The organism is Ectobacillus soli, assembly GCF_042610425.1.
Classification (GTDB): Bacteria; Bacillota; Bacilli; order Bacillales; family Bacillaceae_G; genus Ectobacillus.
In genome coordinates, this window is the sequence record NZ_JBGJZM010000001.1 from 1,721,223 (window position 1) to 1,739,525 (window position 18,303).

Below are 18,303 nucleotides of genomic sequence, written 5' to 3' on the forward strand. Positions count from 1 at the left end.
AATACCCTAGGTAACGCCCATCATTTACTAAGAAAAAATAAATAATGGCACACCAAACCAAAGCAGAAATAAGGGTATATATTATTCCTCCTTTAAAAAAGTAAAAAGTAGTTCTCCGTTCGGGCAAAAAGGACGAATAAGTAGTGTGTTTGTAAGCGGTTTCAAATTCTCTTCACTTACCTTATAAGGTGCAAATAAGTAAAGAGAAGAATCATGGTTGTTAAACACCAAGTGGCTAGAAAAACAGACAATCAATTGACATCCTTTCTCTATACGGATAACAAAAAATCACTTTGAAAACTTATGTACCAGTAATATAAAAAAGAAGAAAAAGAATTGTACAACCTCTGATGTTACAAGTCCATATCTTTTTATGATAGCAGTAATGCCAAAAACATGAATAGCGTAGTGTGTATAAATATGGAAGGAAATGAATATAACATGCCACTAAATTCTAACCATAATAGTTTCTCAAATACAGTTAAATTTTATGTCAATTCTTATTGTGCTATCCTGGACGTTAAATTGAATAAGAAAAACTGATATCTCTTTTGTGACTAATTTAAGCGTTTAGTCTAGTCAAATCCTAAAAAAGGCTTGTCCACCATTTCCAACTGTTTAATCCTCATCCCCTCTACCCTCACCAATCTTACCTTCACCTTCATTACATACTGTTTATGTACTACCCCCTGACATTGCTTCACGTACATAATGTCTTGACTATATGTGCAACTAGTCGAAGATTGTGTTCGATTAACATATTTCGTGCATGGCTATCCCCTTGTTCCATTAATTCCAAATATTTCTGCTCATCATCCGGTGACAACGGCTGTGGAAATGCATTGTTTTTCACGTACGATACGAACATAAATAACTCGCGAACCATGTATCCAAGTGCGGCAAGCATACTCACGTTTCCACCCCCCACTATAAAATAGTGTTCGTTATTATATGTATGAGACGGGGCGAGTGTCCTTGTTTGTACAGAAAAAATATCATTTTTGGATTATAAGGTGTTTTTTACAAGTATTTATGTTTATGCCTAAATAAAACACATTCGATGAGGAGGATACCAATCGGAGATTGTAGCTTTGAAATAAAGTTTGATTAAAATATCTCGCAAATCCCCGATTAACAGGCAAATAAAAAGAATCTGTTTTGAAAAAAGATTGATCAAAATAGATTCTACAGTTCTGAGTTCAGATGGAATTTTTATAATAAAGTTTAACCATTTTGTGCTACGTTTTTAAACAAATACATAATTTCGTTGTAATAACATTATTGTTGATAAGGGGTTTTAAGTACTTTTTGTATAAATAGTTCTGGATTATCAATTTGTTCAAACCCATATTGGTTATATAATGAATGTGCATCATTAGTAGCTAACATAAACCTACGGACTCCTTGTAGTTTGTAATGGTTTATGATGATATCCATTAACCATTTTGATAATCCTATACTAACTCCACAGTAGTTAAAGAGGATCCATTCAAAGGCGATACTTGTAAATTAAGAGAGGTTATCTTAACCAACTTCACTAATGAAGGAATATTTTCAACCTTTACTATTAAGATAGCCTTAAGTGACTATAATCAAATACAAGAAAAATTGAATTCCTTCATCATCAAAATCAAAGAATTAAGTGGTTATTCATATATTAAGTATCTTGCAGTCATGGCACTTCCTACTACGAATCATGAAGACTATATAAGAATATCCATTGTTACAAATATAGAAAATATTTATCTGGATAATGATTCATATGATGACGAAGTATTAGTGTGGGGAGATTATGCCTCGTTTGAAATATTCACACTAGAAGACGTTTTAACAATGTTTACTTCTGTATATAGTCAATCACTATCTAGCCCATTTCTTAAAGAATATCCAACAATAATTTTTCAAAGCAAACTAAAAAAACCAAAGGTCTTAAGAAACGAAAAGGCTACATCTTATATAGAGGAACAAAATTTATTAGATTATCCTTACCAAAATTCGTATGAATTCTATGATAACCAAGTAGGATTAACAATTGTAAATGAATATAGCCTATATAACGCCCTCCTTTATGAGGAGATATGCGATGGGTACTATATATAAAACTATGCATTATTACCCCCATTTTATAAGAGGAGCTCTTTAATTAGGGTTCCTCCTTTTTACTTGTTTATCATTATTTCACTTAGAAAAAGTCATGAATAATCATCTTGCACGATAAAAGTTAAAAATACATACTAAAACGAAAGTGTATTCCTTTTACCCGCCTATAGAAGCACCCTACATATATATTATTACTTACAAAGTAGACATTGAGGGGATTTCCAGTCAGTTCACTATGAACATCTATACTATCAAAATAAGGAAATAAATTAACATATAATTCCCGTTTTGTTATAATTAACTCAAAGTTTTCCTTATATGATGACTCATAATACGTTAGAAAGGAGTATGCTCCTATGTATAGAAGAAAAAATAACCATAAAAGATCTGTCCCTACTACAGGTTCTATCATTACGCTTCCTGCTTTTAAGAGGTATAGTTTTCGGAGAAGAATTTATAATAAAGGGAGATTGTTATCATTTGCTGCCAATCAACGAGCTAATGCTGCTATTGCCTCCATATTTAACCTCGAAAAATTTCTCATAGATAAGGATGCCAAACCATTAAAAGTAAATGAACATGGTGCATATATATTAGATCCAAACAATCCAGCTGATCGCCTCTGGATGGAAGATTAGCCACAAAGGAAAAATAATCATTTTAATAATACAAGTCCCATTACCCAACAGCTTAATACTTGTCACGACAATAAGAGAAGCAAGTTTCAAAATAAGTTTACTTCTCTTATTCGCTTTTTACCTATCCGTTATGCTATAGAAAGGTGGGGGCACCAAACGTAGGTATACTAAAATGCTTATAGACCAGGTACCTTGCGAAAAATTTTTATAAATTTAAAGTATACTTCGATTTCTTGATATATAAACGACTTTCTCCTTCCTACATTGAAGGAATTCCCCTACGTATCTACTTTCAAATAATTCTGTGTTACATTTTATCACTTTCAAGTGTAGCTTTGAAATAAAGTTTAATCCAAATGATGCCATTAAGCTTGATAAAAGAACAAAAGAAAAGAACATATTTTTGAAAAAAAGATTAATTAAAACATGCTCTTCTTGTGTTAAATTGAATGATTCTTTTATAAAAAAGTTTGATTGTTTTGTGTTCCTTATTCAACAAAAGCGCCCTTATCTACAGTATGTTTTTCGACCGTATTTATCGTATTTTAAGATACTAAAAATGCCAAAAATTTAACTTTGTGGAGGTAATATCTACAGTAATTATTTTTCGTATTCAATGTACACAAACATAGGACTTTACTTGGAGAGGCGGGTATGATAGGCTTGTTTGCCTGATGAAACAATTGCTTCAGCCTTTCAAGACAAATCGTACCCGCAGAGGCTCCAAGTCAATTCCTTAACCACTTATCTTGGCATACATATGCATAAAGATAAAAGGTGCATTCTATCAAACTCTTTTTGGTGATACTGTAGATAAGAGCCCGATTGTTGAATATCGTTATTGAAGTAAAGCTACTCGTTACTTTAAATGTAATTCTTCACAAATGAAAAAATGATTCTTGCATCTTGAAGGTTATCCGTAGTGAATAATAGGATTGGACAATCACTTTTATTTAATCACTGTTTCAGCAGGTGTAAAGACTTCCTATTGACTATATTTCGTTATTATTGATGAAATTAACCAGTTCGTCATATGTGGCACTGGATTCTTTTCGACAGTAATAATCTTTTGTCCCTTCCCGAAATTTGCATATGAACTTAGTAAATCGTATACAACCGTATATTGTATTTTTGAATCGCTAAGCTTGTTAACCTTTACAAAGAGAAAGTTATCGAACAACGGGCTTGATACTCCTGTTACCCATCCTCTTTGTTCAAATTGTTTCCTTGTATTTTGTTGAAACGAAGGTGACAACATAGCAAATTGAAAAGCACCACTTCGGTTTTGCACACCTAATATCCATAATTCAACAGCTTGTTTCGATTCTTGAACATGCAAACCAGTCATAAATGATGTTATCTGGCTTTCTAATGGATTTTTTTCTGTTTCGGCATGGGCCGGATTTTTTTGTAATAAAACTATCGTAATAAAAAGGGGAAGAAGAACAATTAAACGCACATTATCACCTCTGATGTATTATCTCCTTTTCCCTCTTTTATAGTCCCTCTTATAACCGTACCGTTAGTTCCATAAGAGAAAGGCGATAACCTTTATTCAGCTATCGCTTACCCGTTAGTGTAATCCCGTGAGTATTTGTCTTACATAAGAATCCCAGTCTACTTCGTCAGTGTGTATCTCTAAAGTGGGGCCTTATTCTTTAATGATGTTCCGAACCTTTACTATTAGCTAAAGAATCTACATAATCCATATACTCGTCCCAGTCCATAACGTTTGTGCTGATGCTGAGTCTTTGATATATGAGCTTCGATCGATCCTTAAATTTTTTGTCCATCGTAACAAAAATATCCGTCCCCGCCGCATAAATCATGTGCTCGATATCATGTGCGCTGCTTTTTATTGCACGGTTCTTGTCTGTCTTGTATCCGAGATTATCCAACGCTCGAACAAGTGCATGTATCGCTTGATGGACGAACGTATAGTGTTTTACTCGCCCTTTCTCATCGATGAGTTCTTCCCATTGAAACTCCTCACATACCGCGGTAACCGTCTGATGGTTAAATACCTCATCAAAGGTTAATCTTCTCAGGTAGACTTCATCTGTACGTTCGGGATGAAATATTTTTCGGTCATCGGTGGTAATAACGCGATAATCTTCGACGTCCGGTGCGACCTCACTTTTCAATACCCTGCGCATACCATAATCCGGATCCTCGTGGGCAAGGCTTAATTTGCTACCTTCAAAATTAGAAATGAAGAGAGAACAGGTAACTTCCCGGATCGTAGACATTACTTTCTGTTCCTCTTCTTCATTGTTCATCCGTTTGATTTCCTCGAGATGAGAAGGGCTGTAGACATATTGGATGTCTGCATAGCCAGGGACTAGTCTTTTCCTCTTTTCCTCCTCTTTATGGAACTTGTCCACCACATTATGATCCAAATAAACAAGCGGTTTATTATTCGGAATGTATGGTCTCCTATTGTATTCTTCAGAGTTTACCTGAATTGAAGGTAAGTGTCGGAGGATTTGATCAAGGCCCCTTGCTTTTCTGACATACTGTTCCTGTTCTATTACCCATTGCTGGTCTTTCCCGTCAAACAAATAACCATACACTAGCCGTCTGTTCTCCACAAACGTCAAACATTCGTCACACATTCGACAAGGCGGTTCAATTTCTCCGGCTTCCAGCTGTTTCTCGAGTTGTATGCACATCATTTTAAAAGTGAAATAATCCTTAGATTTTCCCTGTTTGATTTCTTCTAACGTCTTAGATAAAGCTTGAGCTACCACACCATAATTAGAGCAATTATCCATATTCATCCCTCTTCAGTATCAATTTTTGTTGTTTCTAAAAAATCATCATTGTACTAAAATCTATCTGCATCGCGCATTTTCGAATGCACCGGCCGATCCTGTCCCCAATGCTGCTTTTTCTGTGTAAGAGGATTAACTCAAACCCTTTTAGTAACTCTTTCAATCAATTTCCACCGCTTCAGGGAACATTAATTGCCCATCTTAAGTATCCGGGAAAATATCGCATTATCCTGCCACGTAGTTCACAATCAGAAAGAACATTTTTTCCCTATACCAGAATCTGAAAGGAAAAAGACGTGTGCCAATTAACACGTCTTTTCTTATACCAAGTAAGCACCCGAAAACGAAACCGTTTATTTTTTACGTTCCTATTTATATTACACCCTTAACTAATTCAGCGAAGGTATCACACACATCTGTTATTTCTTTTTCAACGTTTTTAATATCTGTTGCTGCTGTAGTATGACCTATTTCATTTCTTAGCCATGTATATTTTGTTATTTGTTTGCCCAGCGTTCTTGGATTAGTACTAGTTCTTTCTTCAATATTTGGATTTATAGATCTAACATAAGCATCAACTAGATTTTGACTACTATTCTTAATATGATAGATTATTCCATATAAAAACATATATCTTGTAATGATATCATCTGTTTGCATAGCAGCTCTATACAATCGATGGTAATCGTTATTTTTTAAATCAGATAATAGGTTATTATTTCTTAAATCTAATTCTAAGGTATTAGATAACCCTTGAGGTAAATCCTTATTTTTTGGATTGTAAAGTGTTAGTTTACCTATGCTCACTATACCATGTCCATTGATATTAAAATGGCCACGTCGAGGAATCCCAAACTTCCCTCCTGTTTTAAAAGTTAATAAATTTATAATATCTTTTGCAGTTTCGAGTGTTGATTTTAAAGTATCATCTACACTTATAATATTTTTATTTAGAATAAAAAGGATTACCATTTTATATTTTTTAAGGTCGATTTCCTTATCAAAATTAATTTTAATATCTATTCCATTAACATAATTATCAGTATAATTAACTTTTAATGTGCTTGGGTTTATACCTTCAACCTCAGTATAATATTCTACAAAATCCAAATTTATCCATCCCTTTTTAGTTTAATAATACTTTCGCCAAAAGAAGACAAAATTCCTCTAACTATTCCCTTCTAACGACTCCATTCTTTCTGGTGTAAGTATCCCAGTTAATCCCCATGACTTCTTCCAATTAACTTGACTGAGCTTCTCTTTCGTTTTTTCTTACGAGTTGATATTTTTCTAAAATTGCTGTTTCTGTTTTTTGGATAAACAATCACCAATTGCCATAGACTCACCTTCCAATAAAAATGTTTTGAATCAACCATTTTGTTTCTAAAAATGAAAAATCTGCCAATATTGCCGAGTTTTTTGATTATGATGTTCTGGATGCTTGTTCAACTAAAGCGCCCGATCGTAATATAAGTTTAGCCAGTTTTTACTGGTTGAACTTTTTTTATTTGGTTTTATAATGCTGCAATAATCCCGGTAGAGATAACTCCAACTGAACCTTCAACACTAGCTTTATCTTTCGGGGTACGAACCCTTTGCCGGCATGACCACAGTGTTGTAGTAGTCCGCCATCTCTTTATAAGCAGGATTTAATATCAGTTCGCGTGTAGTATGCTTCGTAACGCTTGTTTTTAGGTAGGTTATTTGGAACTACAATTTGAGTCGTGCCACCGAAATACTTATACGCATGATTGTGAAGTGTAATCCATGAATGAGAATCCATTGATAAGCTTGCTTCTGCGTATGAAAATTGACTGCACGGCAGATTCGCAACAAAGACATAAGCCTTTATTTTCTCCCCGGTATCTCTATCAATGATGAAGGCGGTGGAACCGGCCCAATCAACTTCCATGATTTCACCTGGTTTTCTGTAAATGCGCAAAGTCGCTTTGTACTTATCTGCATAATTGCTGTAATAACGCAAAAAACTTCGATATGAGTACGGGATCTTTTGATTCACTCCAAAGCGTCACATTGGGCTTAGCCAACTCTTCATGAATATAGTCAAAATTCAAAGGGTGTCGACCTGGGGCCTCCAAGGTCTTCTCAGGAAAGAGAAATTCCTCAATCCATTTATCCGTCATTTCTTCCTCTAACGGACAGACTAACCCCTTCTTTTAGGCAAGGCCGATGATTTCTGTTACTTTTTGACGAGAGTGACTAGTACTTGATGAAATGCCTCTAAGGCTGATGCCCTCATCGTGTAATTCCAATATCTTTCGATAAAGAATCATACAAAAATACCTCCTGAATAATAATGGCACACCCGAAGGTGTGTTCACTAATTATACAGAAGGCAAAGTGGTAAACAGCTTGTCATTTACTGGTACATTTCTTGTCATTAGGTGGTAAATAGAATGTCATTAATGGTACATTTCATTGGCCGTAATCATTAGTGCTTGTTTTTGCTGACTTCATTTTGAGCCACTCCAATCACCAGAATGTGAGCCACTTGTCACTTTGACTCTGGAAAACCTGGAATGTCTTGACATGGAGCCTCCAGAGGTATGATTTTGCTCGAAAGCCGAGACACCAAGGTGTTTCGAATCGGCGATGAGCCTATCATACCTCTCACTCCAAATCAAGACGTGTTCTAGCTGGAGATGAGTGGCTTATGATTTCACGATCGATGTGGCTCTATTTGAATGATCAAATACACTCATTGCCTCCTTTCCAAAGAAAATTCTACAAAGTAAGGGGTGTAGTTGAGATGTTAAAAGACTAAATAGGATTTATATAACTGAAATTTTGACAAATTTACATTCCATTTAGTTGATATAAAACTGCTGATATTCCTGTTGGTACTTCTTACAATGTGACGTTTACATTCCATTTAGTTGATATAAAACAAACGCTTGGGCAATTGTTTCTATATTAATTGCAGCGTTTACATTCCATTTAGTTGATATAAAACAATATATGAAACTCTTAATTGATAACTATTATGCAAAGTTTACATTCCACTTAGTTGATATAAAACGCCAGCTTCAACAACTTTCATACCTTGAAATACAGGGTTTACATTCCATTTAGTTGATATAAAACAGTTTATGAGCAATTGATTCATCAATTAATTCTTTATTTACATTCCATTTAGTTGATATAAAACGTAAGATAAGCTCCAATATTATCCACGAACTCAATATTTACATTCCATTTAGTTGATATAAAACAATCATAGACGGAATCAGCAGCGTAACAAGTTTATGGTTTACATTCCATTTAGTTGATATAAAACCAACAAGCACCTTCTTCTGTAAACATCGGAGCATTGTTTACATTCCATTTAGTTGATATAAAACTATACCGTAGTAGAAATCCGTCAAGGGATAGCTACATTGTGTGCATTCCATTTAGTTGATATAAAACGGAAACGGAAGAAAGTTCATCGACCACCACCACGGCGTTTACATTCCATTTAGTTGATATAAAACCAATGTCGATTGTGCCTTGTGCGATTGCCTTACTATAATTTACATTCCATTTAGTTGATATAAAACCGACCTACCACGAACTTACTTAATCCTTTTATTTTAAATTTACATTCCATTTAGTTGATATAAAACGCGTGACATGATGATATTTCAGCTCTTCTGTCAAACATTTACATTCCATTTAGTTGATATAAAACATTTGACAATGAATTATTTAAGTATGCAAAGTCATTATTTACATTCCATTTAGTTGATATAAAACAGCCACTCGAAAGAAAGTATATCGAAACACTTCGCAATTTACATTCCATTTAGTTGATATAAAACATTATGAATGTAACATAACAAATACAACGATACATTTTTTACATTCCATTTAGTTGATATAAAACACATGACAGACGCACAGGGCTACGTAGTAGAAGTTAATTTTACATTCCATTTAGTTGATATAAAACGAACCACAAACCGAAAAAAGCTCGCATGGGGCAAGAAATTTTACATTCCATTTAGTTGATATAAAACTTACATCGCCGATAACAAGAGAAGCACCACGAGTGATTTTTACATTCCATTTAGTTGATATAAAACGCTGCTTACCGTATGACAAACGTAAATCTCGAATTACTTTTACATTCCATTTAGTTGATATAAAACAATTGCTCCTTCTTCAAATTCAATATTCCGATTAGATTTTACATTCCATTTAGTTGATATAAAACCACGCTAGAGCATATTAGCTTCACGTTCGCTATCGATTTTACATTCCATTTAGTTGATATAAAACTATTGCTGAAGGTCTTGCAGTAACTGCTATAACTGTTTTTACATTCCATTTAGTTGATATAAAACGCGACCAGGCGTGAAAGAATATGAAGTGCCGAATAATTTTACATTCCATTTAGTTGATATAAAACCCTTACCAAACTCTCCTTTGAAAGCATATTAAATCAAGGCTTTCTAAGGAGTTTTCGTTCATTAATTTTAACATTTTTGCAGTGAATCTAGAGTCCTGTTTTTGTAAAAAATTAATTTTCATTATAAATATTGTTATATCAACGTTCATCATAGTTGATACATAAAATGGTTCACTGCAAATCACTAAATATTCATTGTATATCTTCCTCAAACTTTAGCCCAATTTCACCGTTATATTGATAATGTACTACAGGAATGCTGGTATAATTATCTATATCAACAAAAGTAGTGAGTAATTTATTATGTCTTGCTTTTTGATATCTCTCACACGGTATTGATACTGTGTATTGTAAAATTCTTTCTCTGGACTTAACCCTTGTTATTCTATCAGCTTTTTTATCCCTTAGACTTTCTAAGTGTTTCTCTATAATGTCTACATTTTCAATGTAAATTGAATGGGGAATAATTGAATAAGATAGAATATTTCTTAAATCAACTTCACTTTTTTCTATCTCATAATCATATAAACCATCAATTATTTGATAAGTGGATCGATATTCATCCATATAATTGCTATGTTGTAATTTAGACGATGTAAAAGTATTATTAATTAAATCAACTTTACTTTCTTCGGTTAAAATACCACTTAAATTATCTACAACTTCTTTAGACAGTTTATAGATTGTTTCATCGATAAATCCCTTAGTACCCCTTCTGATTATGGATGGATCTATATTTGAAAAGACATAACAATTAGGAAACTCTACTGGTTTTACGCCCTTTCTATTACATCTTCCTAATCGCTGAAATAATCCATTTAAGTCAGATAATTCCGTAAAAAGAAAGTCAAAATCAATATCTAATGATGCTTCTACAATCTGTGTTGATATCCAAATGCCGTTACTAAAGTTTATGGTACCATCTATGTTGTATGTTTCTCCAAAAGTAATAATTGCTTTTTCCTTCTTGGATCGGTCTTTCTTTGTAAAACGACTATGAATTAATTGAATATTTCCTACTCCCTTAAATTTAAGCTTTAGATTCTCATACATTTCTTGAGCTTTTTTTACGGTATTACATACAATTAAAATTTTGTTACTCACATTTTTTTTGAAATTTTCTAAATATTTTTCATAAATTAATTGAGAACTCATTTGTTCCTTATACACTTTTATGTGATGCCGTTTTATATCATTTAAAAATACACCTTCTTTAAACTCAATTGGAGCTAATAACTCTTTAATAAAGGGTGGAAATGTAGCTGTTATTATAGCTATTTTACCACCAAATTCATTTATCCTTTTCAAACCATAAATTAAATAGGCCAGTAAATCAGGACTATACATTTGGATTTCATCAATCACAACTTTTGAATAAGATAATGTTGCTAATTTCAATTCATAACCTTGATATTTAAAAACAAAATCAAACAATTGATCAAGAGTTGAAATGTTTAAAGGCATAGATAAATGTTTACTCTTGTTATAATAATCTATGATATCTAATTCCTCGGTTTTTGTATTTTGAATATGGTACTCTAATGCATTCGAATGCAATAATCCTAACCTTTCATCAATATGATGATTATGTAAAACTTTTTCCTTTATGCGGTCATAAATTGCATTAATAGCTGTAATTATAGGCAAAATATAAAATCCTTTATTATTGCCCACCCAAAGAAGTCCAGCTTCTGTTTTTCCCATACCTGTTTGTGCTACCGTAATAACATTGTTATTTCTATTTTCAATACAAAAATACTGTAGATCATTCCATTCAACATTTTCATTAACTTTTTTCCAATTCATTAATAAATATTCTAATTCATTTTCTAGAAAATCATTTTTATATTCTATAGTTATTCCCGAACTGGCGCTATAATCACATTTATGAAGAAAACCTTTTACTAAAATGCTATCATGATCTGTGACCTTCTTTTTTATATTTTTTATCGTTCTCAATTTCAATGGAAAAGTATCAAATGGAGTTAACAGTTGTTCGATAATCCTTTTTGTTTCCTCATTCTGAAGAACTTCAAACGTATTACAATAATCATGATGATTAAGTACAGCATGGGCAACTGAATAGTAATCATCCATGTTTTCAAATAAATTTGGATCGATTAAATAAAGAGACAGCACATTGTGTGCCACCTCTTTGCTAGAATCAAACTTCGTATGATTACGAATCCTATTTTGAAATTCTGTATTTACTTTCCCAATATCGTGAGAATAACAAGCTAACTTTGTTAATTTATAGATTTTTTCACTTCTTATATATCCAAATTCCTTTAATATACTTAACTCACTAAAAAGATCCTCATTATGTTCAGCAATGCTTTTTTTATTTTTCGCAAAATATTGGGATAAATCTAGCATAAACATGCTCCTTAGATAAAATTAACGATATACGTTTGATTTGTGGTTTTATCCAAAAATAAATTTTCAGCAAGCTCATCTACTAGATAAGAAGATGCGTAAATCACTTTCTTTTTTTCAAAAATACGTTGATAATTAATAATTTGATAATTTTTATTCAAATAATACTTAGTTCCACCTGCAGGAGTACCATAACTTTTTTCATTTAATAGAATAACCTCATTCTTCACTAAATCATAATCCAAATAAGCAGAATACTGACTTTTAACTTCATCATCAATTTCACTTGATAATGAAACAAGTTTAGCATCTATAACATTGACAAAATCTTCACTTCGACCCAAAGATTTAAGATTATAAATTTTTTCTTGAATAACCCTTAACGTTTCTTCGTCACTTCTTATATGTATTACAAGTTCGATTTGATCAAGAATTTCATAATACATAGGAGAAGTAGTTAATGTTTTAAACCTTGAGTACGGAACTTGAAAATGGGTATTTTCATATGCAGATATTTGGGCTTTAATACATTTTTCTAATTGTTTAATTTCTGATTCTCTTTTTACTAACCTTGTATAATCCCTCGATTTTTTATCCAAACCCTGCTTTTTTCTTGTAAGTATGCTCTTTCTTTTTTTTATTAGAGCCAAAACTTTCTTAATTCTGTTTTCTTTAAATTTGTCCAGCTTGTCTTTTAGATTTTTTAAATCCCTGTATTCTTGCAGCAAGGACTCATTATGAATCTGAATTGTCTTACCCTCACGAAAGCTATTTCCTTGTTTTTTTTCCGCAACTGCTACCTTATCGAATGCCTTTGAGAGAAAATGATTGTTCCTCATTTTCACCATAATCCCTCGATCATCTTGTAATGAGTTTAAAAAAGAATGATTAGTATACATTTCTTTGTGCATTGATTCATATTTTCCTTGAATACTAATATCCATTGGATGATACGTTTTAAATCCACATGCATTGTGTAACGCTCCAATTATGGTTGAAAAAGGCGGTAAAGGATAGGTCATTTTATTTATTACAGTTTCTTCTCTTTTATAATTGGCACTAGATTGATGTAAAATTATCCGCAACGCATCCATAGCTACTATTCCCCGTAATATTCTTTTACTTCAGTTTTTAACGTATTAAAAAATGTAGAAATCGGTACTGGATCAAGGGTTCTTTCAATCTCTAACTCATTTTTGAAATTATTTCCTTTTAACAGGCCTACTTTGTATCCTTGTTTAATTTTATATTTCAAATCATCTGTAATTAATAAGTTCTCGTCTACTACTTTCACCACATTTTCAAAATAATGAGTTTTTCTATCAGACATTCCTCCGACAACAAAGATGGGTTCAGCATTATCTAAATTACCTTTAACAATTAAATGTAAATATTCTACTGCATCTAAAATTGCTATTACTCTTTCTTCTTTTTCATTTTTGTTTGCTTCTTCATTAAAGTTTTCGTCTTTTCCTATCATCTCAAGATCAATAGTCAAACTATACACTTTTAATGACTTATCATACTCATATTGGTACGGCATTAATCCTGCTTCTCCTGCATTATCCTGTAGATTAATTTTATTCGTCTTTGCATAGTTTGAAGCTAAAAATAAGTTATTATGGAATCTTGTTTCGTTGATGAAACTTTCACAGGATATAGCATCCGTTAAATAAAAAGAACTATTTCGTTTATTAGCCTTGCCTGATGTGTTCATATATCCACCTTCTAAGGCACGACAATTACTAGCGTTTAACTCACTTGTAACTAATTTTTGTGTTGCTCCATCAACCGATGTTTGTAAATCATCGTACATTCCACTTTGTACCATGATTGCATTTTTTAAACTTTCCCTACTACGAATCGCATATGCTTTTTTATTTTTGAAAACTTTTTGGATACTCGAGATATTACCCAATCCTTCTGAATAATTAGATGTCATATTAGCTACAACTGTTAAGGTTAAACTATTTTTTTCCATTTCCATATTCTTCTTTCTCCTTTTCTTCACTTTCATAGGTATTTAATGTATTTATGAAGGTGTATGCAACATTTTTATGTTTTTCAAAATCGCCAAACAAATCATATGCAAAGTTAAATACAACACCCGAATAGGATGATAATTGCAGTAATACTTCACAAACACGGTCGTAATCATGAAAAACGATTGCGCTAATTAATTTTTGTTTATAACTATTTACTTTATTGGATGGAATTTTCTTTTTTACTTCCTTTGCGCAGGCATACGCAGCCTTCATATCCTTATCCATACTTACCCCCCCATATAATTTAGTATTGATTTTGATTAATTGATTGACTCTATAACTATAATTATTTTCAGATCTATCTTTTAGTAGTAGTTCTATTAAATCATCTAGAATTAGATTGTTTAAGATTCTGTCAACTACTTCTTGTTCAAAATGAATATACAAATTTTCACTAATCTTATAATTGAACTTAATAGAATTATAATTATCAATTTCACGTATTACATCAATAGCCTTTTTCCGAATGTATAATGATTCAAAATAATCAGAATCTCTTGATTTCATTATTATCTCTACGTCAAAGTTAGCAAAATCAGCTGATTCTTTAATTTGTGCAAACAGAAAACTTTTAGCATCAGCAGCCTTTTCAATTTTCCGATTAGTTTCAAATAACTGGCGAATTGTATAATTGTTATTTATAAAGAAAGAATCGAATGATTGAGAAAATGCAAACGGAATAAAATCAAATTCTTTTTCATCTGAAAACAAAAATGTCTCTTTATTAAACCCATAAGAAATGGATTTGGTCTTTCTACCTTTATCTACATAATATCCCTGCAATCTACAAGTCCCTTGATTGTCCATAAAAAAGCAACTTTGATTTGAAAATTTAGTATATAAATTCTTACCATTTATGTATGTTTCTTTTATGAGATTGTCACGATGTTCATTAATTAAGCTTAAAATCTTATCCTTATTTTCCAAGGGGAACTTTACTGTGGAAAACACCTTTTTCATTATGGAATTAGCTGATAGTTTCCCATTTAATAACTTAATTTGTTCTTCAGATAGTTCGTGAACCTCCAACAGATCTTCCACAATTCTGTGATGCATATCCTTTTCAAAATATTTTTCTACAAATTGTAAGTATAATTCTAGTTTTAGATCATCTTGGTTATATTCAATAACATCCACATCATTGTCATATCCACTGTAGTCAATATTGAAATAATTAAAGTATTTTATCAACCCTACTATACTAGCACTATACCTCCAATCAGATGCTTCTAATCTGGTATTATATTTTTGATTATTTAGTACCGTTTTCACATTAAATCACCACCTTTACTGTCCACAATGCTCAATAACACCAAATCCTTGAGACCTTCTATACCCGATTCCGGTTTGTGTAAGCAATTGTAAATCTTCCCTTGCTCCCTCTAATTGTAGTAACCCTTTATATGCTTCTACATAAAAGATTCCTTCACGATTCATTGAAAAAGAGTCATGCTTCATTTTTACTACTACCTTTTTCATTTCAATAGGTGTAAATTGCAGTGTTTTGTATAAGTCCCTTCCTGCAACACTTTTTATTATTTCGTTGCAGATGTATTGAAAGGCTTCCTGGTAATCATCTTCATCAGGCCTTAAAAAGTTATTACTTCTACCCTTTATAGCTATTGGTGACAATGTTTGAAATAATGCATAGTTATCTTGGGGCAAGCTTTCTTGCCCTAAATGTATTTTTTTCACTGTTAACCCATATTTCTTATATTTAAAGGTTCTTAATGTCATTAACCCATTCTGTAGAAGTAATAGCAGCTTGTAGTTACTAGTGCTAAAAATCATCTTTACATCACCATTAATCACAAAATCATCTTTCAACCTTGTAAAGTTGTTCAAATAAATAGCAAAGGAAAAATCTTTAATCTTTTTATTCGTCTTCCCTTCAAAATTATACATAGACTCTGCCAATTCCTTACCATTAACTGATAATGCACCTTTTATCAAACTAACAAAGAGAAAATGATATGAAAGTGGAATTCTTTTTACGTCAAAAGTTACAACTAATTTCATTTATGTTCTCCTTTATATTCTTAATTAATTTAAATAATCAGTTCCTAAAGTAGCCACTTTAAATTCTTAATCAAACCTTCCTTCTATATATTAATTCAATTTAAATTTTTAGTAAATAAAGCCAATTGAGTTAAAGCCTGTTCATTCTATATTTATATGGTTGGTTCAAACTTCATATTTAGGGATTGTATTTTTGCAAAAAAGAGACTCCGGTTAGTATGAGGCCACTGAAAAAGTCCATATAGTTTGACAAGCGAGCTTTTCTTCGATTTTATTCGGGAAGAGTTCGCTAATTTTCTGTATAATAATAGTAGTACTAATACCAGGTGGTGTTTTCGATGATTTCCAACCAAGAAGTTCTTAACCTTAGTCCTTTTATGGCGATTTACGATATAGTTGTAAATAAAGATATATGCTCCGTCAAATTAATGAACTTATCGATTTTTCCTTCGTTTTAGAAGAATTACGGAATAAATATTGTCTAAATAATGGTCGTGGGGCCGTGCCACCCAAATACCAGCTCCTTTTCAACAACTATTAAAAAGGTGAACCTGGTTACGCTCCAAATCTGATTGGGATGGGGATGGAATTGCTTGTGAGGGTAGTGACTTTGAATCTAGTACTACCACTTCTTCACAGCCTGCTGCTTCTTGCCACAACCAAGTCAAAGCAATGTTTATTATGCAAATTGTACTGCAGTACGGCAAGCCGGAAAAGCTCCTTTACATAGAAGAGATCCAGTCTATTCAAATAAACTTGATAGATACGATGACGAAATTGCTTGTGAATAATTTTCAAGCTCGCTAAATGTGGGCTTTTTTTAAATTAGATTGGCAGCAATAATATCGTCATAAGGTACAACATATTCCGCTCTATTAGATGTTATTATTACTACATGTTTAAATATAGTACTTATATTTTTTATACTTCCTGCGTATTTGTTTAAAAATCCGTCATTATAATAGGTAATAACAATTTCTAGTTTCTTGTTGTAAGCTTCAACAAGGGCTCGATTTATCTCATCGATTTTGTCCTCACTAAGAATAGAACGTGGTTTCTTCTTTTGATTATGTAGTATTCTTCTTATTCCTTCATATTGAGGAGTTAATGATTGAAAAGCCATCCATTTTTTCATTCCTCTATCCCTTGCTTGCATATTCCCCCTCCCAAAATAGAACATTTGTTCTATAACAAGAATAGTATATGCCAAATAAATAAGAAATAAAAGTGAAAATGATAAAAAAGAAACCGAATCAATAGAGACGGATTTTTAAAATTCCTATTTCTGGATCCTTCAAGGAAAGATGGTTTCGGATTACTTTAATACCTTAACATCTTATCCCCTTCTAATTCCCTAGTCCTCCATCCAATCTCTATGAGCAGGATTATTAGGATCTAATATAATACCTTGTTCATCATATGGTAATGGTTTTGCATTTTTAAACATTTTTCCAAAATCTAATTGAGAACCGATAGCTTGATTAATATGTTGTACTTCTTCCGTTGTAAGTCCTCTAACTAATGAAGATCTATTTCGTTTTGTGGGAGCATAAGTACGTGACTTTTTCATAGTAGCATTACGCATTTTTATTCTCCTCCTCATTCTCTTCACCACCTAATCAAATGGGCTGTTATAGCTATTATATACTTCAATATATATTACCATAAATTGGAGTGACCAATTACAAAATATACAGCAACTCTCTTGTTATTGTTACTTATCATTATAGGAGTATACATAAGAAGGTTCACATACCTACTGTTCATCAATTTCCAATATGAATTTAAAGCTGTATGTCACAATTACTGCTAAACTGTATTTGCATAAAACAAGGTATTTCTTTTTCTTTTTTGTGTTCCTTTAAAAAAATATACATACGCACAAATTGGTTTTTCTAAAGGGGGTGGGCTCAAAACTCCATAGCCGAAGGCCTTAGCAA

At 32.2% G+C, this 18,303-nt stretch carries 14 protein-coding genes, 2 pseudogenes and 1 CRISPR repeat array; of the genes and pseudogenes, 4 read left to right on the forward strand and 12 right to left on the reverse strand.

Going from position 1 to position 18,303, the window contains the following annotated elements; all coding sequences use genetic code 11:
- Nucleotides 1-715 precede the first annotated feature (715 nt).
- Nucleotides 716-913: pseudogene (locus ACAN53_RS08920) on the reverse strand (RNA polymerase sporulation sigma factor SigK); the annotation flags it as partial.
- Nucleotides 914-1,674: 761 nt separating this feature from the next.
- Between ACAN53_RS08920 and ACAN53_RS08925 the strand changes: the two are divergent.
- Both ACAN53_RS08925 and ACAN53_RS08930 read left to right on the forward strand, forming a co-directional pair.
- Nucleotides 1,675-2,100, forward strand: a complete 426-nt coding sequence (locus tag ACAN53_RS08925; protein WP_379969124.1) for a hypothetical protein — start codon at nt 1,675-1,677, stop codon at nt 2,098-2,100.
- A gap of 356 nt (nt 2,101-2,456) precedes the next feature.
- On the forward strand, nt 2,457-2,738 hold the full coding sequence (locus tag ACAN53_RS08930) for a hypothetical protein (RefSeq protein ID WP_379969126.1): 282 nt from the start codon (nt 2,457-2,459) through the stop codon (nt 2,736-2,738).
- A 985-nt stretch (nt 2,739-3,723) separates the two neighbouring features.
- Here the strand turns inward: ACAN53_RS08930 and ACAN53_RS08935 are convergent.
- The 9 genes from ACAN53_RS08935 to cas6 form a co-directional block, all read right to left on the reverse strand.
- The gene (locus tag ACAN53_RS08935; RefSeq protein WP_379969128.1) at nt 3,724-4,197 is read right to left on the reverse strand and encodes a hypothetical protein; all 474 of its coding nucleotides are present in this window, start codon (nt 4,195-4,197) and stop codon (nt 3,724-3,726) included.
- Nucleotides 4,198-4,396: 199 nt separating this feature from the next.
- Nucleotides 4,397-5,518, reverse strand: a complete 1,122-nt coding sequence (locus ACAN53_RS08940) for a hypothetical protein (RefSeq protein ID WP_379969130.1) — start codon at nt 5,516-5,518, stop codon at nt 4,397-4,399.
- A gap of 366 nt (nt 5,519-5,884) precedes the next feature.
- The gene (gene mauJ / locus ACAN53_RS08945) at nt 5,885-6,622 is read right to left on the reverse strand and encodes a methylamine utilization protein MauJ (RefSeq protein WP_379969132.1); all 738 of its coding nucleotides are present in this window, start codon (nt 6,620-6,622) and stop codon (nt 5,885-5,887) included.
- Between the two features lie 526 nt (nt 6,623-7,148).
- Nucleotides 7,149-7,424, reverse strand: coding sequence for a hypothetical protein (locus ACAN53_RS08950; RefSeq protein WP_379969134.1), 276 nt, complete (start codon nt 7,422-7,424; stop codon nt 7,149-7,151).
- Between the two features lie 903 nt (nt 7,425-8,327).
- Nucleotides 8,328-9,923: direct repeats of the CRISPR family, unit length 29 nt; unit sequence TTTTACATTCCATTTAGTTGATATAAAAC.
- A 192-nt stretch (nt 9,924-10,115) separates the two neighbouring features.
- On the reverse strand, nt 10,116-12,299 hold the full coding sequence (gene cas3, locus ACAN53_RS08955) for a CRISPR-associated helicase Cas3' (RefSeq protein WP_379969136.1): 2,184 nt from the start codon (nt 12,297-12,299) through the stop codon (nt 10,116-10,118).
- Between the two features lie 11 nt (nt 12,300-12,310).
- A complete protein-coding gene (gene cas5, locus ACAN53_RS08960) occupies nt 12,311-13,393 on the reverse strand; it encodes a CRISPR-associated protein Cas5 (protein ID WP_379969138.1) in 1,083 nt (360 codons plus the stop codon).
- 5 nt (nt 13,394-13,398) lie between these two features.
- Nucleotides 13,399-14,286, reverse strand: a complete 888-nt coding sequence (gene cas7i, locus ACAN53_RS08965; protein WP_379969140.1) for a type I-B CRISPR-associated protein Cas7/Cst2/DevR — start codon at nt 14,284-14,286, stop codon at nt 13,399-13,401.
- Complete coding sequence (gene cas8a1, locus ACAN53_RS08970) at nt 14,267-15,616, reverse strand: type I CRISPR-associated protein Cas8a1/Csx8 (protein WP_379969142.1); 1,350 nt, start codon at nt 15,614-15,616, stop codon at nt 14,267-14,269. The genes cas7i and cas8a1 overlap by 20 nt, the downstream gene beginning before the upstream one ends.
- A 15-nt stretch (nt 15,617-15,631) precedes the next feature.
- Nucleotides 15,632-16,363, reverse strand: coding sequence for a CRISPR-associated endoribonuclease Cas6 (gene cas6 / locus ACAN53_RS08975; protein WP_379969144.1), 732 nt, complete (start codon nt 16,361-16,363; stop codon nt 15,632-15,634).
- 338 nt (nt 16,364-16,701) lie between these two features.
- Here cas6 and ACAN53_RS08980 point away from each other — a divergent pair.
- A pseudogene (locus ACAN53_RS08980) lies at nt 16,702-16,889 on the forward strand (IS5/IS1182 family transposase); the annotation flags it as partial.
- A gap of 124 nt (nt 16,890-17,013) precedes the next feature.
- Nucleotides 17,014-17,154, forward strand: a complete 141-nt coding sequence (locus ACAN53_RS08985; RefSeq protein WP_379969146.1) for an excalibur calcium-binding domain-containing protein — start codon at nt 17,014-17,016, stop codon at nt 17,152-17,154.
- Between the two features lie 29 nt (nt 17,155-17,183).
- Here ACAN53_RS08985 and ACAN53_RS08990 read toward each other — a convergent pair whose 3' ends face one another.
- Entirely contained in the window at nt 17,184-17,519 is a 336-nt protein-coding gene (locus tag ACAN53_RS08990; RefSeq protein ID WP_379969148.1) for a YolD-like family protein, read from the reverse strand.
- A gap of 198 nt (nt 17,520-17,717) precedes the next feature.
- Nucleotides 17,718-17,948, reverse strand: a complete 231-nt coding sequence (locus tag ACAN53_RS08995) for a hypothetical protein (RefSeq protein WP_379969150.1) — start codon at nt 17,946-17,948, stop codon at nt 17,718-17,720.
- Between the last annotated feature and the right edge of the window lie 355 nt (nt 17,949-18,303).